Source organism: Shewanella sp. cp20 (genome assembly GCF_000832025.1).
Classification (GTDB): Bacteria; Pseudomonadota; Gammaproteobacteria; order Enterobacterales; family Shewanellaceae; genus Shewanella.
The window spans coordinates 1-25,079 of record NZ_JPII01000016.1; the positions used below are offsets into that span (position 1 = coordinate 1).

Genomic DNA, 25,079 nt, shown 5'->3' on the forward strand with positions numbered 1-25,079 from the left:
ACCTGATCCCATCCCGAACTCAGAAGTGAAACGCAATCGCGCCGATGGTAGTGTGGGGTCTCCCCATGTGAGAGTAGGTCATTTCCAGGCGCCTAATTAACGAGAAATCCCCAGCACTACGTGCTGGGGATTTTTTCGTTTAACGGCTTTTGAAAAATCGACTCGAACATGGGGAATATAAAGAGCCCGAACGCAGTGAGGTGCATTTCTATGTGGAGTAGGGCGAATATCGCGATAGCGATGTGCTTATGGCTAAAAGATATTCCCGACACTTTCAGCATTCCCTACATCCATGTAGGTCAGCGCGAAGCTTTAGCGTAGCTGGCCATGACAGTCGCCTAATTAAGTGAAGAAGCCACCTGAATAAGGTGGCTTTTTTGCGTTTAGGCTTTATGAAATTATCGACGCTTTCTCTCAAAAGTGCCTTAATTTAAGTCAGCTGGCTTATTCACTTATGTAGGCATGAATGCCTACTCCCGACGTCGGTCGATAAATGCTCCTTCAATATCGACACTTCCGCCATCCTTGGTGCTCCCACTGAGCAGATCCTGAACTCGTAGTTTAGCTGCTTCGTACTGGGGCTATCATTCAGATGGTCAGCGATTGTTATTACTCGATAATCCCAGCTCTTCCTTTTCCTTCGACATTCACTTCTTCTTTCTATACCGATACCTTTACGGTCTAAGGGTAGCGCTTATCATTGAAGCGCCTAGCTTTAAAGTTTCGCCTGTTAGATGGGCTATGCTCATCAGTGGTCTTATCGAGCTATTATGGCCCTATTGGAGTGCAGGAGAGGTTTCTTCAAGCAGTCAGACGTGGCTTAGCAAGGGATTATGGGCTTTGTAAGTGAGTCTTAGGTAAGAGAGTCTTAGATAAGAGAAGGGATTTCGAGATGCAAATGTTGAGATGGCGCTTTGCTGTATTGAGCGACTTACGCTAGCAGGGCTGCAATCATTAGGTTGTTATTAGCCTCTGAAGGCAATTATTAATCTCGTTTCCTTGTGTAGCCCTGGGGCTAACCTTGCGATAATCGTGGTTGTTTAGAGCAGGTTGCTGTTGGCTGAACGTCGGCGTTGATGGCCTTACTTTTGTTAGAAATGCGGGGATATGACTGAATATTCGCTATCTTGCATGAAAAAGCCGCAATTGAGCGAGTTAGCCTTAAAAAGTCCTTTACCTTTGGGAGGGGTTTTAGCATAATGCCCCACGTCAACAGGGGTGTAGTTCCAATTGGTAGAACAGCGGTCTCCAAAACCGATGGTTGCGGGTTCGAGTCCTGCCACCCCTGCCACATACTAGAGAAGCCGTTCAGAAATGAACGGCTTTTTGCTTTTCTGAATTTCAGTATTTCTCTCACCTTCATATCTGTGAGCATGGTGTGGTCTCTGGTCGTCGTGACACTCGCGTGGGCAGAGGTTATCCTTAATGGGTTAGCATTTGTCTGGAGGCGATTTGGAACCGAGTGCATATTTAGATGCTATGGGCATTACCCGCTGGGTAGAGAAGGGAGCCGAGCTTCCCTTGTATCATATTCTGGTGGATAAGGGGGCGAGCGTATCGGCCGAACATCCGCTTATTCGTCAGGTGTTGGCGCTGTTTCCACAGCAGGACAAGCAGATCGTCGTCAGCGATTCGTTAAGCAGTAGTACACAAGTGTTCTGGGATATGCGCCGCGTCAGGCTGCCTAAGATGAATTGTATCATTAGCTCTGCTCCTATCGCGGTGCTTGAGCAGGAATCTACGGCCAAGCGCGAGCTGTGGCAGCATATTTGGGAGAGCGATGCTTATGACATTGGCGCTTAAGAAGCTCACTAAAGAGGATGCGCCTGGCTTGCATGAGCTTGAATCAGCCTGTCATCGTTTCCCCATGTCATTGAGTAATCTCGAGACCTGTTTCGGACGTTTTTACCATGTTATCGGGCTCTTTGATGATGAGGAGCTGTTAGGTTTTGGTATTTTGCATCAACTCTTCGAAGATGCCACCCTGATGGATATTTGTGTCAGGCCCGCTATGCAAGGCCAGGGGCTGGGTAAGCGTCTTACCGAAGCGTTAATCGAGCTGGCAGCGACTCAGGGCGCCGAACGTATGATGTTAGAGGTGAGGGCCTCTAATGAAAGGGCTATCGCCTTATATCGCCAAATGGGCTTTGAACAGACGGGGATGCGGGCCAATTACTATCAGCTAGAGCAGGGGAAAGAGGACGCTATCCTGATGGAGCGTTTGTTTTAGCGGATGGAGAATATAAAAATAGCGCACAAGGGGCGCTATTTTTGTTTCTGAGCGTTTAAAGTTAACGCTTAATGTCCTAGGGCCTGTTGAACTTACAAGTTTAATTTTTGTTCAATCTAAACGCGTTTTGCGCGAGGCGAGAGCCATGAAGCATAGTTACTCTATGTGAATGGCGAACAACAAAGTGCAGCGCGCGTTTAGATGAACCCGTTGGGCAGCGTTTGTAGGCCATTTCTACGGCGTTATCGCCAGTTTGTGTAGAAGACTACACGACACAGGCTCTGCCTTGCATAAATCACCTTCAAACTGCTGCAAAAACAAACGGCAAAGATCAACAGCCCCTAGCCTATTTAACCTCTTTACCTTGAGCTTGCAGATCCGCATGGTAGCTTGAACGCACCATAGGGCCACAGGCTGCATGGGTAAAGCCTATCTCTTCGGCATAGTCTTTAAGCTCGTCAAACTCTGCGGGCGGTACGTAACGCTCTACCGGTAGGTGGAATTTAGACGGCTGTAGATATTGGCCAAGTGTCAGCATCTCTACGTTGTGCGCGCGCAGATCGCGCAGTACTTCGGCGATCTCTTCGTTGGTCTCACCTAGGCCCATCATCAAACCCGACTTAGTCGGAATGTTTGGGTGTTGCTCTTTGAATTTCTTCAATAGATCCAGTGACCACTGGTAGTTTGCCCCTGGACGCGCCTTACGATAGTGCTTAGGTGCCGTCTCCAGGTTATGGTTGAAGACATCGGGTGGCTCGGTGGCTAGGATCTCCAGGGCGGCGTCGATACGGCCTCTGAAATCGGGCACTAAGATCTCAATCTTGATCTCAGGATTGAACTTACGGATCTCACGGATACAGTCGGCAAAGTGTTGCGCGCCACCATCACGTAGATCGTCACGATCCACAGAGGTGATCACCACATATTTCAGCTTCATGTCTTTGATCGTCTGGGCCAGTTTTACCGGCTCTTCGGCGTCAGGCTTAAGGGGACGGCCATGGGCCACATCGCAGAAGGGACAGCGACGGGTACAGATGGCACCCAAGATCATGAAGGTGGCGGTACCATGGTTAAAACACTCGGCAAGGTTAGGGCACGAAGCCTCTTCACATACAGAGTGCAGACCGTTTTTACGCAGCGCCTGCTTGATGTCGACGATACGCTGGTTCGACGCCGGGAGCTTGACTCTCAACCAATCGGGTTTGCGTAGCATGGTTTCGCGCTCGGAAGGCACGACCTTGACCGGAATACGGGAGACCTTGTCGGCATCGCGTAACTTGACTCCGGGTTGTAATCTTTCAGGCCTACTCATATCAGTCTGTTAACCCTTGATGATGTTCTAGATGTTGATAGCCCAATTCTTGGCTAAAGGTTTGTATCAGTTTCTCGCCGGCTTCTTCGACGCTTTGCGGTCCCTTGAGTGGCTTACATTGCGCCATCTCTAATCCGGCATAACCGCAGGGGTTGATGCGTTGAAAGGGGGACATATCCATATCGACGTTTAGGGCCAGGCCGTGGAAGGAGCAGCCCTTGCGGATCCTCAGACCCAGCGAGGCTATCTTTCGTTCGTCGACATAGACTCCCGGGGCATCGGCCTTGGGATAGGCCTCGATATCGTAGAGGGCGAGCATCTTGACGATACTCTGCTCGATATCGGTGACCAGTTGGCGAACGCCGATTTTGAGGCGTTTGATGTCCAGCAGCGGATAGGCGACTAGCTGGCCTGGGCCGTGATAGGTGACTTGGCCACCGCGGTCGACCTGAATGACGGGGATATCGCCGGGGTTGAGAATATGTTCACTCTTGCCTGCCTGGCCCTGAGTGAAAACTGGAGGGTGCTCGACGATCCATAGCTCATCTTGGCTATTTTCATCGCGATTATCGGTATATTCCTGCATGGCGTGCCATACCGACTCGTAATCCTGGCGTCCAAGATGACGAACATGTAAAACCGTATCTTTCAAGGGCAACCTCTCCCCTCTGCATTTAAGTGCGCCTATTATACGCGCGAAATCAGGAAATGTAAGGTAGATCACATTTCCTAGTTTGCGGGCGCGCTTTAGAGGACGCGCTTAACCCCTTCGATGGCCGCTAACTCTATGTAAAGCAACTCAATTTGTTCTTTACTGTTTACCGTCACCTTGATGGTGATTGAGTGGTAGCTGCCTTTGCTCGAGGCTTTAGAGGTTGGCATATAGTCGCCTGGCACATGACGCTGTACGACGGAAACGACGTCATCGGCGAGTGTGTCTCTGGCATCACCCACGACTTTAAAAGGGAAGGCCGCGGGGAAGTCTAGGAGTTCATGAAACTTGGTGTCTAACATAGCTGTCTATCTCTTGCCTAACTTAATGGCTTTAAAATGGGGGTTATTATACCTAATTCAAGCCTGAGAGGCTAAAAACAAAAAAGTCACCCTTAGGTGACTTTTTACTATGCGATGCATAAAGGCCGGTCGAATTAGCTAAACCAGCTGGCAAACATCTGCTTAAAGTAGTCCATTAGCTTGCTGAACCAGCTGCCTTCGTTCACTTCTTGCAGGGTGACCAATGGGAACTGGGCAATGTCTTTGCCGTTTAGCTGGAAGTAGATGCGTCCCACGGTTTCGCCTTTGGCGATAGGGGCGGTCAGCTCTTTGTTCAGCTCGTAGTTGGCTTCAAGGTTCTTGGCCTGGCCACGGCTGATGGTGATAGGGGTATCTGTCATTACGCCCAGATCGACAGACTCTCTGTCACCGTACCAGATCTTCTGGGTAACGAAGCTATCGCCTGCCTTGTAGGGCGTGATGGATTCGAAGAAGCGGAATCCATAGTTAAGTAGCTTTTTGCTTTCAGCCTTACGGGCCGATTCGCTGGCGGTGCCCATGACAACGGATACCAGGCGCATGCCATCTTTCGTCGCAGAAGTCACCAGGTTGTAACCGGCGCCCGAGGTGTGGCCTGTCTTGATGCCGTCGACGTTTAGGCTCTTGTCCCACAAGAGGCCGTTGCGGTTGTACTGCTTGATGCCGTTATAGGTGAAAGATTTTTCTGAGTAGACGCGGTACTCCTCCGGCACATCGCGGATCAGCGCGGCACCCAGCAGTGCCATGTCGTAGGCTGTGGTCTTGTGGTTTTCTGAATCCAGGCCGTGAGAGTTTTCGAAATAACTGTCGCGCATGCCCAGCTGTTTAGCCCAGGAGTTCATCAGATCCACGAAGCCATCTTCGGTGCCGGCAATGTGCTCGGCCATGGCGACACAGGCATCGTTACCCGACTGAATGATGATGCCGCGGTTAAGATCTTCGACCGATACCTGCTTACCCACCTCGATAAACATTTTCGAAGAGTCGGGGAAATTCTTCGACCAGGCATTCTTACTGATGGTTACCTTGTCTTGTGGCGAGATGTTGCCCACCTTGATCTCATGGCCTATCACATAGCTGGTCATCATCTTGGTAAGACTGGCTGGGTTCAGGCTCTCATAGGCGTTCTCTTCGGCGATGATCTGACCCGAGTTGTAATCCATCAGGATAAAGGCTTTGGCTGCAACCTTAGGTGCATCAGGCGTAACAACGGGTGCCGCGTTGGCTGCCGTGAAGGAGAGAGAGGAAGCAAGGAGAAGTGTTTTAAAGCTGTGATTCAGTAATTTCATATTATCAAGGCACGTCTTTTGGTTGAATGCAAAAATTTGGGCGCTATGTCGGGCGAGTATAACATTAGTCGACCATCGAAATCAGTGAAGGTTCCTTAATCTTAAGGAAAAGCACACCGATTTCTGGCGCTTAAGTTATTCGGTCACCAGATAGCTCTGCGGGTAGCCGTTTTGCTGCAGAGTCTGATTGAGTTGGGCGGCGATCTGCTGGCGACCTATGGGACCGAGCTGCAGACGATAGAGGTTGCCGCTCTGCTGGATACGGGTCTTCACCTGGTACTGATTGGCCAGAGTTTGTGCCAGATGATCGATGCGTCCCTTATCGGAGGAGGCGACCACCTGCACATAATGAAGCTTGGTTTCCTGTAGCGCTGCCAGGGCCGCCGACTCTGGGTTCTCTATGTAGATCACCTCGAGTTTCACCTTGGCCGTGCCCGTCTTGAGCATATCCAAGCGGTGCGCCGCGGCGTAGGAGAGATCTATGATGCGGTTATCGTGAAAGGGGCCGCGATCATTGACTCTCACCACGACCGTCTTGTCGTTGGCTAGGTTAGTGACCTTCACATAGCTGGGCAGTGGCAGCGTCTTGTGGGCCGCCGACATGGAATACATGTCATAGGTTTCCCCATTGGAGGTGAGGTGACCGTGAAACTTGGCGCCGTACCAGGAGGCGATGCCAGTCTTCTGATAGCCCTTGCCTGTGTCGAGCACCCGATAGTTCTTGCCCAGCACGGTATATTCCTTGCTGTTACCGCCGCGGCTGTAGGGTTCAAACTTGGGATGAGCGTCTTCTACCTTGGAGACATCGGGCGCGTCTGTGGGCGCCAGATCGTCGGCAATCTTATAGCGACCGCTCTGCGACGAGCAGCCCGCTATAGCCAATAGCAGGATGAAAGTGAGCAGTGACAGGGCGTTACTGTTTCGCATAAGCATCTTTAAGTTGTTGGCTAAATTGATAAACCGCCATGGCGTACAGCGGACTACGGTTATAGCGGGTGATCACGTAAAAGTTGTTGAGTCCCAGCCAGTAATCTTTACTGTCTGGCTGTTCAAGCTCGACCAATAGCGCGGGTTGCTGCACATCCAGGTCGACATTGCGCGCCAGGGATATCGTTGGCGAGAGGATGTCGGCGACCTTGTAGGAGAGCTTCTCACCGGACCAGGTCTTGAGATGCGCGGGCAGATGATGAGTGGTTAAAGGTAGTGTGACCAGGGCGCCTTTCTGCCAGCCATGCTGATGGAAATAGTTAGCGACGCTGCCGATGGCATCGACAGGATTACCCACCAGATCCCGGCGGCCATCGCCGCTAAAATCTACCGCGAAATGACGATAGCTAGAGGGGATGAATTGACCATAACCCATGGCGCCGGCGTAGGAGCCCTTGAGTGAATCTAGATCCAGTCCTTCCTCTTTGGCCAGGGTCTGTAACTGTGCCAGCTCTTTGCGAAAGAAGTCGGCCCGCGGCGTGTAGTGAAAGCCTAAGGTATAGAGGGCATCGATCACCGGATAGGTGCCCATATAGCCACCGTAGAAGGTCTCGATACCGATAATGGCCACGATGATCTCTGGGTCGACCTGGTAGGTTTTTGCCGCCTTGGCGATGGTCTCATCGTGCTTGTTCCAGAAAGCCAGCCCCTTTTCCAGACGCTTATCGGTCAGGAAGATAGGGTGATACTGATACCAGGGCTTGGCCTCCCAAGGCGTGGTGATGGCGTCGATCACCTTCTGGTTGTAATGGGCACTGGCCAGAAAGCTGTCTATCTCTGTTTGGGTGAAGCCGGCGCTTAGCTGACGCTCGGTGAAGTCTGTTTTCAACTCACTGATGTCACCCTCTTGGGGGATCACTGCATCATCGGCTTGGGCTAGCATGCTGGTACCGCCCAGCAGCAGGGCGAAAATTAGCTGCGAAACTGGTTTCAAATTGTCTTCCTTTAACGGTCAATGAATCGTCTATGGGTATGTATGCTCATCAGGATACCGAAGCCCGTCATCAGGGTCAGCATTGAGGTGCCGCCGTAACTGATGAGAGGCAGAGGTACGCCGACTACGGGGAGTAGTCCCGATACCATGCCAATATTCACAAAGACATATACAAAGAAGGTTAAAGTAATACTGCCAGCGAGTAAACGGGCAAAGCTGGTTTGCGCCCGCGAGGCGATCACTAGGCCGCGGCCGATCACATACAGATAGAGACAGAGCAAGATAAGGCTGCCGATCAGGCCAAATTCCTCGCCGATAACGGCGAAGATGAAGTCCGTGTGGCGCTCGGGCAGGAATTCCAGCTGAGACTGGGTACCATCGAGCCAGCCCTTGCCCCAGATGCCGCCGGAGCCAATGGCTATCTTGGATTGAATAATATGGTAGCCGGCGCCCAGGGGATCCTTTTCAGGGTCCAGCAGGGTCAATACCCGGGTGCGTTGGTAGTCATGCATCAGGAAGAACCAGAGTACGGGCAGCATGGCCAGCACACCGCCGATGAAACTGCCGACGATGGCCCAGCTCATGCCGGAGAGAAACAGCACGAAGATCCCCGAGGCGGCCACCAAGATGGAGGTGCCCAGATCCGGCTGTTTGGCGATGAGCAGTGTGGGGACCAGCAGAATCACCCCGGCGCCCGCCAGGTAACGCTTCTTCGGCGGCAGGGGAAACTTACTGATATACCAGGCCATGGTGATAGGGAAGGCCAGCTTAATCAGCTCAGAAGGCTGAAACTCCATGAAGCCCAGGTTGAGCCAGCGTTGGGCGCCCTTGTTGATCTCACCAAAGAAATGCACCCCGAGCAGTAAAATCACCCCGGCGATATAGATGGGGAAGGCCCAGCGTCTGAGCACCTCGGGATTGATCTGGGCGACAAACAGCATGATCCCCAGCGACAGCCCCATACGGATCAGCTGACGCTCCATCAGCGCCATATCTTCGCCGCCGGCAGAATAGATGACGAACAGGCCATAGCACATGAGTGCCAGCAGCCCAAGAAGCAGTGGCAGATCGATATGCATACGCTGCCAGATGTTGGGTCTATGGCTATGGGCGTTCATTGTGAGGGCTCCCGGCGGTTTCTAAGGGCAGGTTGTCGCGTAGCATATACTCATCGAGCAGGGCGCGGGCCACAGGGCCGGCGTTGGCGCCACCCCAGCCGGCGTTTTCCAGTACCACGGCCAGCACGATGCGCGGCGCCTCATAGGGGGCGTAGGCGACGATTAAGGCGTTATCCCTCAGGTGTTCATCGATATTCTCGGCGTCATACTTTTCATCCTCGGCCACACTGAAGACCTGCGCCGTACCCGTCTTCATCGCCGCGGTATAGCCGGCGTCGACAAAGCGCGACTTGTGGGCGGTATCTCGCATCGCCTCGTTGATAATCTGCCAGTTGTGGGGATTCTTCAGCACTACTGGCGCCATCTTGTCCACCGGCGTGTCTACCTTGACGGTGTCATTCTTGATCGACTTCAGCAAATGAGGCACGAAACGCTCGCCCTTGTTGGCCATGATGGCGGTGGCGTTGGCCAGCTGCAGCGGTGTGGTGGTCCAGTAACCCTGGCCGATACCGACCGAGATGGTATCGCCCACATACCAGGGCTGATTGTATTTGAGGCGCTTCCAGTCCTTGGATGGCATGTTACCGGCCGATTCCTCGAAGATATCGACGCCGGTACGCTCGCCAAAGCCGAACTGCTGCATGAAGTTGCTGATCTTATCTATGCCTGTCTTGTAGGCCATGTCATAGAAATAGGTGTCGCAGGAGTGCACCAGGGCGCCGTTGACATCGACCCAGCCGTGGCCCCAACGTTTCCAGTCGCGGTATTTACGCTCGACGCCGGGGATCTGCCAAAAGCCAGGATCCCATACTCGGGTCTTTGGCGTAACAGTTTTCTCTTCCAGACCCAGTAGCGCCATATGGGGTTTAACCGTCGATGCCGGGGCGTACTGGCCTTGGGTCGCGCGGTTAATCAAGGGGCGAGAGCGGGCGTTGAGCAGCTCGCTGTAGGCCTTAGAGCTGATGCCGTGAACGAACTGGTTGGGGTCGTAGCTGGGGCTGGAGACCATGGCGAGAATGCCACCATCGCGAGGATCGATGGCGACGATGGAGCCGCGGCGTCCGGCGAGGAGTTTCATCGCCTTCTTCTGCAGCTGAAGATCCAGTGTCAGGTAGATATCCTGACCCGGCTCTGGCGCGACAGATTTAAGGGTGCGAATGGTGCGGCCGCGGTTGTTGACCTCTTCCTCAAGGTGCCCCGGCATGCCATGTAACAAGGATTCATAAAACTTTTCGATCCCCTGCTTACCTATGTCCTTGGTGGCGGCGTAGTTTTGCCACTGATCGTTACGCTGCAGCGCCGCCTGATCGCGGTTGTTGATACGGCCCACATAGCCCAGCACATGGGTCAGCAGCCCATTGTAGGGGTAGTGACGTTTCAGGCCCGCGTCGATGGAGAAGCCGGGAAACCTGTGTTGGTTGACGCTAAAGATGGCCACTTCCTCTTCCGACAGGCGGTTTTTGACCGTTATCGGCTTGAAGCGGCGATGGTATTTTAGAGAGGCGAGAAGATTTTCTCTGTCGTCCTTGCTTAGGGCGACAACCTTGGCAAGTTCGTCCAGGGTCGCGGGGATGTCTTTCACCTTCTCCGGGATCAACTCCAGCGAGTAGAAGGGCTGGTTTTCCGCCAGCAGCTGACCGTGTCGGTCGTAGATCAGGCCGCGGCTAGGCGCCACTGGTACTACGCGAATGCGGTTATCGTTGGAGCGGGTCTCGTAGTCTTTGTAAGACAAGACTTGCAGATGATAGAGGTTGCCCAGCAGTATGCTCAGCAAGACCACCACGCAAGCGAAAGTAAAGATGGCGCGGCGTTTGAACAGCGAGGCTTCGGCGGCATGATCATGCATGGCCATCCGTTTACGTGGCGCCAATTATACTCTCTCCGGTAGTATGTTGGTTGTCACTATCATCGTCTATCCCTCGATTGACTCGAGTGCCGTGGGGCGCACTACTCTCTGTGATACGGGTGGTTGTTGTTGATGCTCCAGGCACGGTAAAGGCTCTCGGCGACCAAGACGCGTACCAAGGGGTGGGGCAGGGTCAAGGCCGATAGGCACCAGCTCTGATTCGCCGCCTGTTTACAGGCGGGGGCCAGTCCCTCGGGGCCGCCGATAAGCAGGCTAACATCGCGGCCGTCGAGTTGCCAGCGGTTGAGCTGGGTGGCAAGCTCGGGCGTGGTCCAGTTCTTGCCGGGCAGATCCAGGCTGACGATATGGTTTCCCTTAGGGATAGCCGCCAGCATCTGTTCGCCTTCTTTGTGCAAGATGCGGGCGATGTCGGCATTCTTACCGCGCTTTCCGGCAGGGATCTCGATTAATTCGAAGGCCATGTCCCGGGGGAAACGGCGCTGATATTCTTCGAAACCTGTGGTGACCCAGGCGGGCATACGAGTGCCCACGGCAACGAGTTGTAACTTCATTAAGCTGGCTTTTCAGACCACAGCTTTTCAAGCTGATAGAAGTCGCGAGTCTTGTCTTGCATTACGTGAACAATCACGTCGCCCAGGTCAACCAGCACCCATTCGCTGCTGTCACGGCCTTCGACGCCATGGATATGTAGGTTGGCACGTTTGGCTTCGAGTACCACGTTCTCGGCGATAGCCTTGACGTGGGTCTTAGAAGTACCCGAACAGACGACCATATAGTCGGTGACATTTGACTTGTCGGTGACTTCGAGTACGACAACATCTTTTGCTTTTAAATCTTCGACTTTGTCGATGACAAACTGTTTAAGCTCGGCGCTTTGCACGCTAAATTCCTCATTCATTTTTAACAGCGAGGCAGTATAACAGGTTATGCCCCTAAAGTAATTGCTAATAGCGGTGAGCTGCGTGCCTGTCTGCGCCCGAAATGGCGCGAGTTTGGCTAAAGGTTGAAGCCTTGTTATCTCGCTGTTAGCGGTAGAGGTGATGGTCGGCGATATAGTCGGCGATTGCCTGCGGCATCGCGTCTGGCGCCAGCTGGTTTTGGGCGAGCTGCCGACGAATTTCGGTAGAGGAGTAGGGCTGCGGCGTGATGGTGATCGGGAAGATGAGGCCAGCGGTACGGCCCGTGTCGACGGCCTTATCCAGCTCAGCCTTGCCTGCGCGGCGCGCACTCAGTAGCGCCGCCATCTCGCTGTCGCCACAAAGCGTCCAGCCAGGGCGTTGACAGACGGCGATATGACACAGGTCAAACAGCTCTTGCCAGCGATACCAGGTCGGCAGACCGACGAAGGAGTCCATCCCCATGATAAACACCAGCTGATCCTGGCCATGGGTCTGACGTAGTTGCTTGAGGGTCTCTACCGAATAGGAGGGCTGGTCGCGCTTGGCCTCGATATCGCACAGCTTGAGCTGCGGGTATTGCCGACAGACCCGTTGGGCCATGGCCAGGCGATGTACGGTTGAGGTGTTGGTGCCCGCCTTATGGGGCGGAATATGGTTGGGCATCAGCCAGACTTCATCGAGACCAAGGGCGGCTTGCACCTCGAGCAGTGGCTTGATATGACCATAATGAATGGGATCGAAGGTGCCGCCCAGTATGCCAATTTTCATCTAAACCTGCCTAGCCCAGTTCGATATGGCTAAGGTGAGCGTGGGCCTTGGGATCGTACAGCAGGCAGAGGTGGCTCATGGCAGTCCAATCTTCGGCCCCTTGCTGTTTGAGTTTAAGCTCGATCTTGGAGGCGCTGGCGAGGGCCGTCTCAATCTGATTTAGGCTCAGGCGAGACAGTGCCCCCTGATAGAGCCCCTTGCGCTTGTCCCAGATCCTGAACTGACTCCACAGGCTCTGCAATGGCGTGCCTGCTTCCTGGGCCTGCTTGAGTTGCAACAGGGTCGTCAGCTCCTTAAATTGCCCCCACAGCAAGATAGGAAGCGCCGTGCCTTCGGCCTGTAGCTGCGCCAGGATGTGCTGCGCCTTTTCCTGCTGATTGGCCAGCAGGCAATCGGCCAGCTGGAACACGCTGAAACGGGACTGATCTTCGAAGTAGCTTTGCAGTTGCTCGCTGGTGATCTGGCTGCCGGGACTGAGGAGCTGTAATAGCTGTATCGCCTGATCGGCCGCCAGCAGGTTGCCTTCGTATAGGCTTAGCAAGAGTTGCTGGGCATCTTGGGTGAGGTTTAATTTCGCCTCGCGAATGCGGGTCTGCAACCAGCGCTGAAACTGCGGCCCTTCGGGCGTGGCACAGGGGATGTAAATCCCCCTTTCATCGAGCTGCTTAAACCATTTCGACTTGGTCTGTTCGCTGGCAAGCTTAGGCCCAGTGATGATCAGCAGGATATCTGGATTATCCTGCTGCATCAGGCTCTGTAGCTGGCTGCTGCCTTCGCTGCCAGGTTTGGCCTGGGGCAGGTGAAGCTCTATGATGCGGCGACTGGCGAACAGGCTCATGGTGTTCCATTCATCCTGCAGTTCGCGCCAGTTAAAGCCCGTCTCTTGAGTGAGTTGAATGCGCTCCTCGAAGCCTTCTCGTCTTGCCTGCTCCAATATCGCTTGCTTGCTGGTTTCGCATAGCCAGGGATCGTCGCCAAAGATGAGGTAACAGGGCTTTAGCGGCGAGCGCTGCTTGGTGAGCTGGTCCGGGTAGACGCGCATCAGTTGGTCTCGATAGAGGCCAAGATCTGGATGATCTGGTCGGCGGCCTGGATACGCATCTCTTTCACCAAGAGTTCCATCTCGCGGCTCTTTGCCAGTGCGGTACGGGGATCGTCCAGGTAGTCACGATGTATGTCGACATCGAAGGCCTTGGCTTCACGCTCGGGATATTGCACCGCGAAGCGGACATGATAGTTGAGCTCATATTCGGCCACATTGCCGGTGGGGTAAAGGGAGAGGGTACTTCTGTCGAGAGAATCGTTGAGGATCCGCACCCTTGGCACGCTGGCGTCATCTTCCACTACAGTGATGCTGTTGAGGCGCAGGCGCTCGCGCACCAGGCGGGTCAGCTCGCTGTATTCGTCCTGACTGCTCAGGGTGAGCGTCTTAAGAGAATCAGGGATCGAGTAGCTGCGCTGAAGTTTAAAACCACAACCGGCGCTAAGCAGCACCGAGAGGGTTAAGATTGCAAAACATAAGCGTTTAATAAGCATAGGCTAAGCCATCTATTTCCATGTTTGATAAGACTCGGCCACCAGAGGTGGCCGAGTAGAGCGGGCAATTAGTTAGCTACGATATTGAGTAGCTTACCTGGTACATAAATGACCTTACGTACCGTCTTGCCTTCGGTGTGCTTGATAACACCTTCTTCTGCCATACCGGCGGCTTCCACCGTCTCTTTGTCGGCATCGGCGGCCACAGTTATCTTGGCGCGCAGCTTACCGTTTACCTGAACGATGATCAGCTTGCTGTCTTCTACCAGTGCGGACTCATCGACTTCAGGCCAAAGCACGTTTTCGATAGTCTCTTCGTGACCCAGTGCCTGCCACAGCTCGAAGCTGGTGTGCGGGATGATAGGGTAGAGTAGACGTACCACGGCGCACAGCGCTTCCTGCATCAGGGCTCTGTCTTGCTCGCTGTCCATCGGTGCCTTTTGCAGACGGTTCATCAGCTCCATTACAGAGGCGATGGCGGTGTTGAACATCTGACGACGCTCGATATCGTCACCTACCTTGGCGATGGTCTTGTGCAGCTCGCGGCGCAGTTCCTTCTGGGCACCATTGAGTGAGGCGACATCCAGTGCAACCGTTGGGCCTTGTGACACATGGTCGTGAGCCAGTTTCCACAGACGCTTGATGAAGCGGTGAGCCCCTTCTACGCTCGACTCTTGCCACTCTAGGGTGAGCTCTGGTGGCGAGGCAAACATCATGAACAGACGTACGGTATCGGCGCCGTACTTGTCTACCATCTCTTGTGGATCGATACCATTGTTTTTCGACTTAGACATCTTGCTCATGCCAGTGTAAACCAGTTCATGACCTTGGCTGTCGACGGCCTTAACGATACGGCCCTTGTCGTCTGTCTCGGTGACCTTGGCATCGTTTGGCGATACCCAGACGCGGGCACCCTTCTCATCTGTGTAGTAGAAGGCATCGGCCAGTACCATGCCCTGAGTCAGCAGGCGCTTGGCCGGCTCGTCGCTGTTGACCAGGCCGATGTCGCGCAGCAGCTTGTGGAAGAAGCGGAAGTAGAGCAGGTGCATACAGGCGTGCTCGATGCCGCCGATATATTGGTCGACCGGTAGCCAGTAGTTGGCCTTGGCTGGGTCCAGCATCTGGTCGGCCTTAGGGCTACAGTAGCGAGCGTAGTACCAAGAAGACTCCATGAAGGTGTCGAAGGTATCAGTTTCCCTGAAGGCTTCCTGACCGTTAACCTGGGTCTTGGCCCACTCTTTGTCGGCCTTGATTGGGCTCTGGATACCATCCATGACCACATCTTCCGGCAGGATCACCGGCAGTTGATCTTCTGGGGTTGGCATCACAGTGCCGTCGGCCAGGGTCACCATAGGGATAGGTGCGCCCCAGTAGCGCTGACGGGAAACACCCCAGTCGCGCAGACGATAGTTGACCTGACGCTTACCCTTGCCTTCGGCAGAGAGTCTTGCGTCGATGGCATCGAACGCCGCCTGGAAGTCCAAACCATCCAGCTCTGGGAATGAGTCGCCAGAGTTAAACAGTATGCCCTTCTCTGTGTAGGCTTCTTCGCTGATATCCAGCTCGCCGTCTACAGGTTTGATCACGCCTTCGATAGGTAGACCATACTTGGTGGCAAATTCGTAGTCGCGCTGGTCGTGGCCTGGTACTGACATCACGGCGCCCGTACCATAGTTCATCAGCACGAAGTTAGCGGCCCACACTGGCACTAGCTTGCCTGTCAGTGGGTGAATAGCCTTGAGGCCCGTGTCGACACCCTTCTTCTCCATGACGGCCATGGCGGCTTCCGAGGTATCGGCGTTCTTGCACTCCTCGATAAACTCGGCCAGCACTGGGTTGTTCTCGGCGGCCTGCAACGCCAGAGGATGACCCGCGGCGATCGCCACATAGGTCACGCCCATCACAGTGTCGGGACGAGTGGTGTAGATGTCGAAGCTCTGCTCGCCACCCTCGACCTGGAAGGTCATCTCGATACCTTCGCTGCGACCTATCCAGTTGCGCTGCATGGTCTTCACCTGCTCCGGCCATTCGTCCAGCTGGTCGATGTCGTTTAGCAGCTCTTCGGCGTACTCGGTGATCTTGATAAACCACTGGGGGATCTCTTTCTGCACCACAGGGGTGTCACAGCGCCAGCAGCAACCGTCTTGTACCTGCTCGTTGGCCAGTACGGTCTCATCGTTTGGACACCAGTTGACCGAGGCTGTCTTCTTGTAGACTAACCCTTTGTCATATAGCTTGGTGAAGAACCACTGTTCCCAACGGTAGTATTCCGGGGTACAGGTGGCGATCTCACGGCTCCAGTCGTAGCCGAAACCCAGCATCTTCAGCTGGTTCTTCATGTAGTCGATATTTTCATAGGTCCAAGGGGCCGGCGCCGTCTTGTTGTTGATGGCGGCATTTTCAGCAGGCAGACCAAAAGAGTCCCAACCTATGGGTTGTAATACGTTTTTTCCTTGCAGACGCTGGTAACGCGCAACGACATCGCCTATGGTGTAGTTGCGGACATGGCCCATATGCAGTCGGCCTGAAGGGTATGGAAACATAGAGAGGCAGTAAAACTTCTCTTTGCTTTCGTCCTCGGTTACTTCAAATGTTTTAGTGTCTTGCCAGTGCTGCTGCACCTTAGCTTCAATCTCTGAAGGTAGATATTGCTCTTGCATTGATGATTCCCGGCCATGCCGCCTATTTATTTGATCTTGCGCATCTTGCGCGCGAGTTAGATCTGCATAGAATAAACTAGAAGTGAGTCATTAAAAAGGTTCGCATGAAGGAGTATTGAACATGAGTGAAAGAAGTACCGAGTTGCTATCGCTTTACCAGGCCCTATTCGAGCAGGTGAAATCGGATTTCTCTGAAGATAACTCAATGACTGCAAAGGAATTATATAAGACTGTCACGGCGAGTAAGGAGTTCTTGTTGCTTAAGGAGCAGGCCAAGGAGGAGGAGCTTGCCCTAGTGGAAGATTTTTTAAAGCGTGATATCGGCAGCTACCTGGCCGAAAAGAACGCCACGGATCTCAGCCATAGTCCCACAGTCATCGCCGCCGAGAATACCCTGTGGCACTGGCTGAGTGAGATAACCGACAGAAGCCAGATTGAGTGGCATGAGGTGACCCAGGACTTCAAGCATCACGGCTATTATCAGAGTGGTGAGATAGTGGGTCAGGGAGTCATGGTCTGTACCGGCTGTGGTCACGAGATGCGTATCGAATTCCCCGGCGTGATCCCAGATTGCCCAGAGTGCGACGGCGATCAGTTTACCCGCGAGGCTCTTGCACCTTAAGCCGTTGAGCATTTTCCGCCGATACCAGGTGGGTTAACGAAAAAATCCCCGCATCATGCGGGGATTTTTGTATGTGCTCTAAACGCCTAGAGAAAAAGGTTATACCAATCACAGTAAATATGTGATCAGAAATAGCGCAGGAAAAACGCTTGAGAACAAAGCAGGATTTTTAGATAAGTAGTTATTCTACAATTAAAAATACTAATACAGTTATCGAGCGTTTTAACAAGCTAGAATGATCAATTATTTATTACGATTGGTATTAGAGGCGCAGGCGGCGGGTCACTGCGCCTATCAAGACTATGGTGCACAGCAGCAAGAGCGGCGTCTGGCCCCAGCGGGCAAACCCCGTACTGCCAGTAACCAGAGGAACCTCGGCCTTGAGCACGCCAGTCTCAAATTGCGGCAGGCTATGGGTTATCTTGCCGCTTGGGTTAACCACGGCTGTGACCCCATTGTTGGTGGCCCTCAGTAGCGGGCGACCCAACTCGATGGCGCGCATCTGGGCTATTTCCATGTGTTGTAATGGCCCGTTTGAGCGGCCGAACCAGGCGTCGTTGGAGACGGTGAGCAGCAGCTCTGTGCCCCCATTGACGTTGGCCCTTAACTGTTCGGGGAAGGCAATTTCATAACAGATGGCCGGTGCCACCTGATGACCGACGACATCTAAATTGGGCTGCTTAAAATCGCCCCTGGCGAAGGAGGACATGGGCAGGTTAAAGAAGGGCGCCAGCGGCCTGAGGAGATCTTCCAGGGGCACAAACTCACCTATGGGCAGCAGATGATGCTTACGAAACTCGTTGCTGCCATCGCCGCGATAATCAGGGCTCTCTTGCTGTAACTGCTGGTGGTTACCCAGGACAATCAGCGAGTTATAGAAGCGATTCTGTTGCTTGCTGATGATGCCTGTGATGATGGCGCTGTTATTCAGGCTGGCGACCTTGTTGGCGTTATCGAGAAACTCTTCCACCATATACTCGGGCGCGGGGATCGCCGCCTCCGGCCAGATAAACAGGTCGGTATCGGCCAGCGATGGTCTGGAGAGATCCATGTACTTGAGCATGGTGGGCCAGAGCGCCTCGGGCTGCCACTTCATGCTCTGGGCGATATTGCCCTGCACCAGTGCCACCCTGACGGACTTACCTGTTGGCGAAATGGGCGACAGCTGTGCGCTGGCGAATGCCCCCAGGCCCGCAAGGCTAGTGATAAGTAGTATTGGCACGGCTCTTAACCCTATTTCCCTCCCTCCCTTGCCGCTATGTGTGACGGCAAAGGCCAAGGCGCCGGCGATTATAGTCAGGACAAGGCTGAGCCCCAGGGCGCCAATGTTGCTGGCTAAAGGTGCCAGAGGCCCATTGGTCTGGCTGTAGCCGGCCCAGAGCCAGGGAAATCCTGTCAATACCCAGCCTCTGGCCCACTCGGTGAGCACCCAGGCGGCAGGGAAGACGGCGAGATAGCGCAGCATTAGCGACTTTGGCACCAGTCTGATACTGAGGTAGGCCGCCAGTGCCGGGTAGAGCGCCAGGTAGAGAGCCAGGATGGCCATGAGTCCCAGTGAGGCGATAAGCGGCAGGCCACCGAAGGTGTCCATGCTGACGTGCACCCAGCTGATCCCTACCGAGAAACAGCCGAAGCCGAAGCTTAGCCAGTAGAGAAAGGTCTGTCTCGGGGGCAGCGCGCGGCTGTGACCCAGGGCGAATGCCATGGCAAGCGGGTAGATGGGCCAGAGGCCATAGGGGGCGAAAGCCAGTGCGGTACTGGCACCCGCCAGATAGGCGAGTACCAGCCGTATTACAGCATGATGGGCAATTGCCCTAAGTCGTAGCAGCATTATAGCCTCATCAGGGGACCAAAGGTTTAGGCGCTTTCTTCTTCGGTCTGGGGATCGGGAAGTTTAACCCTAAGCTGAACCAGCCTGCGGGTATCGGCGCTAATCACCTTAAATTCAATCTCATCTATGGTGATCTTCTCGTTGCGCTCGGGCAGATGGCCGAAGGCGTGGGAGACCAGGCCGCCGACGGTATCGAACTCTTCGTCACTAAATTGGGTGCCGAAGGTCTCGTTAAAGTCGTCGATGGGGGTCAGTGCCTTGACCATGTAGATCTGTTTACCCACCTTGCGGATCTCTGTCTCTTCGGCGGAGTCGTGATCGAACTCGTCTTCGATCTCGCCGACGATCTCTTCGAGGATGTCCTCGATGGTCACCAGGCCAGATACCCCGCCATATTCATCGACGACGATCGCCATGTGGTAGCGCTGAGAACGGAATTCCTTCAGTAGCACGTCGACACGTTTGCTCTCTGGTACCACCACGGCCGGGCGGATCACCTGATCGAGAGAAAAGGGTTCTTCATTGTTCTTAAAGCCGTACTGCAGCAGATCTTTGGCCAGCAGTATGCCTTCGATATGATCTTTATCTTCGTTGACCACGGGGAAGCGGGAATGGGCCGAGCCGATGACGGTCGACAGTAGCTCCTCTACCGTGTTGTCGATTTTTAGCGCCACAATTTGTGCCCGTGGGATCATGATGTCACGCACGCGCAGATCGGAGACTTCTAAAACACCTTTAATCATTTCGCGCGTGTCTTCGCTGATCACTTCTCTCTGTTCAGCGTCGTGGATCACCTCCACTAACTCGTCGCGACTCTGTGGTTCGCCCTGGAATAACTGACTTACTTTTTCAAACCAGCCCTTCTTATGGGCGTTGCTACTCGGTGGGTTATCGTCACTCATAGTAATTTCCTGACCAGAATTGGTCGGCTATTGCTCCTTGTAAGGATTGGGAAATCCCAAACTTTCAATAAGTTGAGTCTCTAAAGACTCCATCTCTTCTGCTTCGCTATCGATAATATGATCATACCCTAGCAGATGCAGACAACCATGTACAACCATGTGGGCCCAGTGGGCTTCGAGGCTTTTTCCTTGGATTTCAGCCTCCTGTTCGACCACAGGCACACAGATCACTAAGTCGCCCAGCAGCGGCAGTTCTACCTCCGGGGGCGACTCGAACGGGAATGATAGCACATTTGTCGGCTTGTCTTTGCCTCTATAGGTATGATTTAACTGCTGGCTTTCCGCTTCATCGACCAGGCGTATGGTCATCTCCGCCTCGGGCATGACGTTGCCCAGGGCCAGACGCACCCAAGACTCAAACTGTGCCTGGCTCGGCACCTGGTCGGCCTGGGTCGCGAGTTGCAGATCCAGGTGCAGTGCGATTGGGTTATCAGGCGTCATGATGCTTAGGCTCCTCTGCCTTAAACTGGCTCTCGCGCTTGGCCTTCTCGCTGGCCACCTTCTGATCGTGTGCCTCATAGGCCTCGACGATACGGGCAACCACGGGGTGGCGCACCACATCCTTGGCCTGGAAGAAGTTAAAGCTCACCTCGTCGACTTCGCTCAGTACCTCGATAGCATGGCGCAGGCCAGACTTCTGATGCTTGGGTAGGTCGATCTGGGTGATATCGCCGGTGATCACCGCGCGGGAGTTGAAGCCGATACGAGTGAGGAACATCTTCATCTGCTCCACCGTGGTATTTTGGCTCTCATCCAAGATGATAAAGGCATCATTTAGGGTGCGACCACGCATATATGCCAGCGGCGCGACTTCGATGACGCTGCGCTCAATCAGGCGCTCGACCTTCTCGAAACCCATCATCTCAAACAGGGCGTCATACAGGGGACGCAAATAGGGGTCGACCTTCTGGCTGAGATCGCCCGGGAGGAAGCCGAGCTTCTCACCGGCCTCGACCGCTGGACGGGTCAACAGGATGCGTCTGACTTCCTGGCGTTCCAGGGCGTCGACCGCCGCGGCAACCGCCAGATAAGTTTTCCCCGTACCGGCAGGGCCGATACCAAAGCTGATGTCGTGACGCACGATATTGGCCACATAATCGCTCTGGTTGGGATTGCGGGGCTTGACCACGCCACGCTTGGTTTTGATATAGAGCTCTTTGTCGTCGCGAGGGGCCTCGGCTTCCAGGGCGATCGCCTCTTGAATCGCCATGTGCACCTTATCGGGCTCCAGGTCTGGCGTGCTGCCACGTACCGGTTGGGTCTCGACATAGAGTTCTTTGAGCAGATTATTGACCGTCAGGCAGTTACGGGCCTGACCGACAATTTGGAAATGGTTGTTGCGATAGTTGATCTCGACGCCGATGCGACGCTCGAGTTGTTTGATATTGTCATCAAAGGGCCCGCAGAGTGATGCTAGTCGACGGGTATCAGACGGCTCGAGATACAGATTGAGCGTTGTGAGTTTGTTTGACAAAAATAGCTCCAGTTGCGTTTGTCGTTAAAGCGTGTCCTGTAGGGGATAATTCCCAACAGACTATAGTGACAGTTTACGAGGCATTAAGTTTAATTGCTAATGCTATTTGATTGCACTATTTGATTGAAAATCCGCCGCCGCTAATAGGGTTTACCGATTCGACGTCCAATAAAAAAGCGACCCCTAGGGTCGCTCTTCAATTAGGCCTTAAGTGAGGCCTTAAGTGAGACCTAAGGGATAAACTGAGTCACCCCAAGATCGTCATCTTTCTTATGCTTGGCCAGGATGTCAGACGGGCGCAGGTCGCGGCGCAGGTCCATCTCATCTTCGCCGCGGATAAACTTACCGCGCAGCGAGTTGGTGAACACGTCGACGATCTCGACGTCGACGAAGCTACCTATATGCTTAGGAGCGGCTTCGAAGTTCACGACACGGTTGTTTTCGGTGCGACCGCGCAGCTCCATCGGGTTCTTGACCGAAGGCCCCTCAACCAGAATACGCTGCACTGTGCCTAGCATCTGACGGCTGTAGCGCATTGCCTGCTGGGTGATCCTGTCTTGCAGAATCGCCAGGCGTTCCTTCTTCTCATCGAGAGACACATCGTCAGGCAGATCCGAGGCGGGCGTGCCTGGGCGCGCGCTGTAGATAAAGCTGAAGCTGTGGTCGAACTGCACATCTTCAATCAGCTTCATGGTGTCGGCGAAATCCTGCTTAGACTCGCCAGGGAAGCCAACGATGAAGTCAGAGCTGATCTGGATATCGGGTCTTGCCTTACGCAGGCGGCGGATGATCGACTTATATTCGATGGCCATGTGACCACGCTTCATCTGGGTGAGGATCAGATCCGAACCAGACTGTACCGGCAAATGCAGGAAGCTCACCAACTCTGGAGTGTCTTCATACACATCTATGATGTCCTGAGTAAACTCGATCGGGTGGCTGGTGGTGAAACGAATACGATCGATACCGTCTATGGCGGCCACATAACGCAGCAGCTCGGCGAAGGTACAGATATCGTCATCGTGGGTCGCACCGCGATAGGCGTTCACGTTCTGGCCTAGCAGGTTAACCTCACGCACGCCTTGCTCGGCGAGCTGAGCGATTTCCAGGATCACATCGTCCAGCGGACGGCTGACTTCTTCACCACGGGTGTATGGCACCACGCAGAAAGAGCAATACTTGCTGCAGCCTTCCATGATGGAGACGAAGGCGCTTGGGCCTTCCGCGCGCGGCTCTGGCAGGCGATCGAACTTTTCGATTTCAGGGAAGCTGACGTCGATGACGGCCTTGCCGCCCTGCTGGATCTGGTCGATCATCTCTGGCAGACGATGCAGTGTCTGTGGGCCGAAGATCAGGTCGACACACTGGGCTCTGTCTTTGATCGCCTTACCTTCTTGAGACGCCACGCAGCCACCTACACCTATGATTAGGTTAGGGTTCTTGTCTTTTAGCGTCTTCCAGCGACCCAGCTGGTGGAATACTTTTTCCTGTGCTTTTTCGCGAATCGAGCAGGTGTTGAGTAGCAGTACATCTGCTTCTTCTGCCTCTTCGGTCAAGGTATAGCCTTGATATTCGTCGAGTAGGTCGGCCATCTTTGATGAGTCATACTCATTCATCTGACAGCCCCAGGTTTTAATGTGGAGTTTCTTACTCATCAGTTTTGCGCCGTTGTTGCAACTACTGGGAAAAATAGCGCGACATTTTACCCTCTGAGTGCTCCGCTGGCTAGCTTTTGCACGTCATAAGCGCGAATTTACTCGGTGCGGGCGGTTGCTTTGGCCGGGAAATCCACCAGGGCGACCTGCCGTTGAGCAGTCTGGGTAAAGAAGGCATCGGCCATCGCCTGACTATTGTTTTTGGCCTGGCGCTGTATGCTAGTTCGGATCTCCGCCCTATAATGGCTCATTAATTCAATCGTATATTGATATAGGGCATAATCTAGCGGGTTGCGATAAGTTACAGTCATCTTCTCCATCAGAGGAGCACTCGTCGCAGGGGCCGAGGCCGACATTAGACTGGCGGCGGTGAATAGGCTGGCTATCAGTAACTTTTTCATAGGACACTCCATGACACTCAGCATTGTTGGTTTAGCTGTTTTGCAAGTTAGCTGTGAATTGAGAGTTAGCTGTGAATTGAGAGTGTAAAGGCCGCATTTGAGTTACGCGCCGTGCCTTTGTAACTGAGTGTGAGCAGTTGCCAGCCTGGTAACATTTATATACGCAATCCGCCGATGTGACATATTTGGTAATAAGAAGTAGGGAGTCGAACTCAAGGTGAGTCAGAACCAGCGCAAGACCTTAGTAAAAGATGTTGTCGTGTTAGGCGGCGGTATGGTGGGGGCGGCGACCGTCCTCGGGTTAGCGCAGCTTGGCCTGTCGGTGGCGGTGGTTGAGGCCTATACGCCTAAAGCCTACGACGGTGAGCAGGCATTGGATCTTAGGGTGTCGGCCATCAGCGTGGCCTCGGAGCAGTTGCTCGAGCGCCTGGGTGCCTTGTCGGCCCTCGGTGAGATGCGCCAGGTGGCCTACAAGGGGCTGGAAACCTGGGAAATCGATGGCTGTATCACCCAGTTTCACAGCGACCAGATAGGTGCCACTCACCTTGGGCATATCGTCGAGAACCGCCTGGTGCAGCTAGCGCTATGGCAGCAATTTGAGCACCATGACAACCTTAGCTTGCTCTGTCCGGCCAAGGTGAGTCAGTTTACCCGTATCGACGATGGCATTCGCCTAACCCTGGACGATGGCAGCGAGATAGAGACACGTCTGTTGGTCGGCGCCGATGGCGCTAATTCTCAGGTGCGCCAGTGGGCAGGCATCGGGGTGACGGGCTGGGACTACGCCCAGTCGGCCATGCTGATCAATATTGCCACCGAGCAGGAAGAGCAGGATGTCACCTGGCAGCAGTTTACCCCTAAGGGGCCGCGGTCCCTGTTGCCCCTACCGGGTAAGCACGCCTCCCTGGTGTGGTATGACGATGCCAGCCGTATCGCCCAGCTACAAAGCCTGAGTCCTCAGGCCCTGTATGAACAGATAGATGCGCATTTCCCCAAGCGCCTGGCCCGTGAGTTTAAGGTGCTCTCTAAGGGAAGTTTTAAGCTGACCCGCCGCCACGCGCAGCGCTATTTTGACGATCACCTGGTGATCCTGGGCGATGCCGCTCATACCATCAACCCGCTGGCCGGCCAGGGCGTTAACCTGGGCTTTAAGGATGTCAGCGCCCTGATAGACACCTTTGCCGATGCCATCGCTAACCATAAATGCTGGTGGGACAATGATGTGCTCAAGCAATACCAGAGCAAGCGTTATGCCGACAATCAGTTGATGATGACCACCATGGATCTCTTCTACGCCGGCTTTAGTAACGATCTCCTGCCGCTGAAGCTACTACGAAACGGCGCCCTCAAGCTGGCTAATATCGATGGGCCCATCAAGCAGAAGGTACTCAAATACGCCATGGGGCTCTAAGCATCATGGCGTAAACCTCCCGCCCCGGATAAATTTGTTGCCGACTCGATTGAGTGCTAAAATGCCGCGTTTTTTATTGGCACTTGCGAAC

At 54.0% G+C, this 25,079-nt stretch carries 24 protein-coding genes, 1 tRNA gene and 1 rRNA gene; 6 read left to right on the forward strand and 20 right to left on the reverse strand.

All coding sequences use genetic code 11. The annotated features are described in order from the left end of the window. The 4 genes from rrf to rimI form a co-directional block, all read left to right on the forward strand. Positions 1-90: ribosomal RNA gene (gene rrf, locus DB48_RS19635) — 5S ribosomal RNA — on the forward strand; the annotation flags it as partial. A gap of 1,124 nt (positions 91-1,214) precedes the next feature. Then, a tRNA-Trp gene (locus tag DB48_RS03865) sits at positions 1,215-1,291 on the forward strand. A gap of 161 nt (positions 1,292-1,452) precedes the next feature. After that, on the forward strand, positions 1,453-1,803 hold the full coding sequence (locus tag DB48_RS03870) for a hypothetical protein (RefSeq protein ID WP_152619088.1): 351 nt from the start codon (positions 1,453-1,455) through the stop codon (positions 1,801-1,803). Then, positions 1,781-2,230: a ribosomal protein S18-alanine N-acetyltransferase gene (gene rimI, locus DB48_RS03875; protein WP_041509019.1), complete on the forward strand. Its 450-nt coding sequence runs from the start codon at positions 1,781-1,783 to the stop codon at positions 2,228-2,230. Before DB48_RS03870 ends, rimI begins: the two co-directional genes overlap by 23 nt. Positions 2,231-2,576: 346 nt before the next feature. Here rimI and lipA read toward each other — a convergent pair whose 3' ends face one another. From lipA to leuS, 14 genes are all read right to left on the reverse strand, one after another. After that, entirely contained in the window at positions 2,577-3,542 is a 966-nt protein-coding gene (lipA, locus tag DB48_RS03880; protein ID WP_041509020.1) for a lipoyl synthase, read from the reverse strand. A gap of 1 nt (position 3,543) precedes the next feature. Beyond that, the gene (gene lipB, locus DB48_RS03885) at positions 3,544-4,194 is read right to left on the reverse strand and encodes a lipoyl(octanoyl) transferase LipB (RefSeq protein WP_041509021.1); all 651 of its coding nucleotides are present in this window, start codon (positions 4,192-4,194) and stop codon (positions 3,544-3,546) included. A gap of 95 nt (positions 4,195-4,289) precedes the next feature. After that, the gene (gene ybeD / locus DB48_RS03890) at positions 4,290-4,556 is read right to left on the reverse strand and encodes a DUF493 family protein YbeD (protein WP_041509022.1); all 267 of its coding nucleotides are present in this window, start codon (positions 4,554-4,556) and stop codon (positions 4,290-4,292) included. Between the two features lie 134 nt (positions 4,557-4,690). After that, entirely contained in the window at positions 4,691-5,863 is a 1,173-nt protein-coding gene (locus DB48_RS03895; protein WP_041509023.1) for a serine hydrolase, read from the reverse strand. A 135-nt stretch (positions 5,864-5,998) separates the two neighbouring features. Next, on the reverse strand, positions 5,999-6,796 hold the full coding sequence (locus DB48_RS03900; protein WP_200890537.1) for a septal ring lytic transglycosylase RlpA family protein: 798 nt from the start codon (positions 6,794-6,796) through the stop codon (positions 5,999-6,001). Then, positions 6,777-7,733 carry a lytic murein transglycosylase B gene (gene mltB / locus DB48_RS03905; protein WP_235375337.1) on the reverse strand — a complete coding sequence of 319 codons (957 nt, stop codon included), beginning with the start codon at positions 7,731-7,733 and terminating at the stop codon, positions 6,777-6,779. Before mltB ends, DB48_RS03900 begins: the two co-directional genes overlap by 20 nt. A 62-nt stretch (positions 7,734-7,795) precedes the next feature. Continuing rightward, on the reverse strand, positions 7,796-8,902 hold the full coding sequence (gene rodA, locus DB48_RS03910) for a rod shape-determining protein RodA (RefSeq protein WP_041509026.1): 1,107 nt from the start codon (positions 8,900-8,902) through the stop codon (positions 7,796-7,798). Continuing rightward, positions 8,889-10,772 carry a penicillin-binding protein 2 gene (gene mrdA, locus DB48_RS03915; RefSeq protein WP_041509027.1) on the reverse strand — a complete coding sequence of 628 codons (1,884 nt, stop codon included), beginning with the start codon at positions 10,770-10,772 and terminating at the stop codon, positions 8,889-8,891. The genes rodA and mrdA overlap by 14 nt, the downstream gene beginning before the upstream one ends. Positions 10,773-10,849: 77 nt before the next feature. After that, positions 10,850-11,320, reverse strand: coding sequence for a 23S rRNA (pseudouridine(1915)-N(3))-methyltransferase RlmH (rlmH, locus tag DB48_RS03920; protein WP_041509028.1), 471 nt, complete (start codon positions 11,318-11,320; stop codon positions 10,850-10,852). Continuing rightward, complete coding sequence (gene rsfS, locus DB48_RS03925) at positions 11,320-11,649, reverse strand: ribosome silencing factor (protein ID WP_041509155.1); 330 nt, start codon at positions 11,647-11,649, stop codon at positions 11,320-11,322. Before rsfS ends, rlmH begins: the two co-directional genes overlap by 1 nt. Positions 11,650-11,794: 145 nt before the next feature. Then, on the reverse strand, positions 11,795-12,436 hold the full coding sequence (gene nadD / locus DB48_RS03930) for a nicotinate-nucleotide adenylyltransferase (RefSeq protein ID WP_041509029.1): 642 nt from the start codon (positions 12,434-12,436) through the stop codon (positions 11,795-11,797). A 10-nt stretch (positions 12,437-12,446) separates the two neighbouring features. Then, positions 12,447-13,478 (reverse strand): DNA polymerase III subunit delta, encoded by a 1,032-nt coding sequence (holA, locus tag DB48_RS03935; RefSeq protein ID WP_041509030.1) that lies wholly within the window; start codon positions 13,476-13,478, stop codon positions 12,447-12,449. After that, the gene (locus tag DB48_RS03940; protein ID WP_041509031.1) at positions 13,478-13,972 is read right to left on the reverse strand and encodes an LPS-assembly lipoprotein LptE; all 495 of its coding nucleotides are present in this window, start codon (positions 13,970-13,972) and stop codon (positions 13,478-13,480) included. The genes holA and DB48_RS03940 overlap by 1 nt, the downstream gene beginning before the upstream one ends. Before the next feature lie 68 nt (positions 13,973-14,040). Continuing rightward, entirely contained in the window at positions 14,041-16,632 is a 2,592-nt protein-coding gene (leuS, locus tag DB48_RS03945; RefSeq protein ID WP_041509032.1) for a leucine--tRNA ligase, read from the reverse strand. Positions 16,633-16,753: 121 nt separating this feature from the next. Between leuS and DB48_RS03950 the strand changes: the two genes are divergently transcribed. Then, positions 16,754-17,254: a zinc ribbon-containing protein gene (locus DB48_RS03950; protein WP_041509033.1), complete on the forward strand. Its 501-nt coding sequence runs from the start codon at positions 16,754-16,756 to the stop codon at positions 17,252-17,254. Positions 17,255-17,516: 262 nt separating this feature from the next. On the opposite strand, the gene lnt is transcribed toward DB48_RS03950, so the two are convergent. The 6 genes from lnt to DB48_RS03980 all read right to left on the reverse strand — a co-directional run bounded on the left by lnt (position 17,517) and on the right by DB48_RS03980 (position 23,577). Beyond that, complete coding sequence (gene lnt / locus DB48_RS03955) at positions 17,517-19,085, reverse strand: apolipoprotein N-acyltransferase (protein ID WP_041509034.1); 1,569 nt, start codon at positions 19,083-19,085, stop codon at positions 17,517-17,519. Between the two features lie 26 nt (positions 19,086-19,111). Continuing rightward, on the reverse strand, positions 19,112-19,987 hold the full coding sequence (gene corC, locus DB48_RS03960; protein ID WP_041509035.1) for a CNNM family magnesium/cobalt transport protein CorC: 876 nt from the start codon (positions 19,985-19,987) through the stop codon (positions 19,112-19,114). Between the two features lie 27 nt (positions 19,988-20,014). Beyond that, the gene (ybeY, locus tag DB48_RS03965) at positions 20,015-20,488 is read right to left on the reverse strand and encodes an rRNA maturation RNase YbeY (protein WP_041509036.1); all 474 of its coding nucleotides are present in this window, start codon (positions 20,486-20,488) and stop codon (positions 20,015-20,017) included. Further along, entirely contained in the window at positions 20,478-21,521 is a 1,044-nt protein-coding gene (locus tag DB48_RS03970; protein WP_041509037.1) for a PhoH family protein, read from the reverse strand. The genes ybeY and DB48_RS03970 overlap by 11 nt, the downstream gene beginning before the upstream one ends. A 230-nt stretch (positions 21,522-21,751) precedes the next feature. After that, entirely contained in the window at positions 21,752-23,176 is a 1,425-nt protein-coding gene (gene miaB / locus DB48_RS03975; protein WP_041509038.1) for a tRNA (N6-isopentenyl adenosine(37)-C2)-methylthiotransferase MiaB, read from the reverse strand. Positions 23,177-23,274: 98 nt separating this feature from the next. Next, complete coding sequence (locus DB48_RS03980; protein WP_052813650.1) at positions 23,275-23,577, reverse strand: hypothetical protein; 303 nt, start codon at positions 23,575-23,577, stop codon at positions 23,275-23,277. 274 nt (positions 23,578-23,851) lie between these two features. Here DB48_RS03980 and DB48_RS03985 point away from each other — a divergent pair, with 274 nt between their 5' ends. Then, a complete protein-coding gene (locus DB48_RS03985) occupies positions 23,852-24,988 on the forward strand; it encodes an FAD-dependent monooxygenase (RefSeq protein ID WP_235375338.1) in 1,137 nt (378 codons plus the stop codon). Positions 24,989-25,079: the final 91 nt, after the last annotated feature.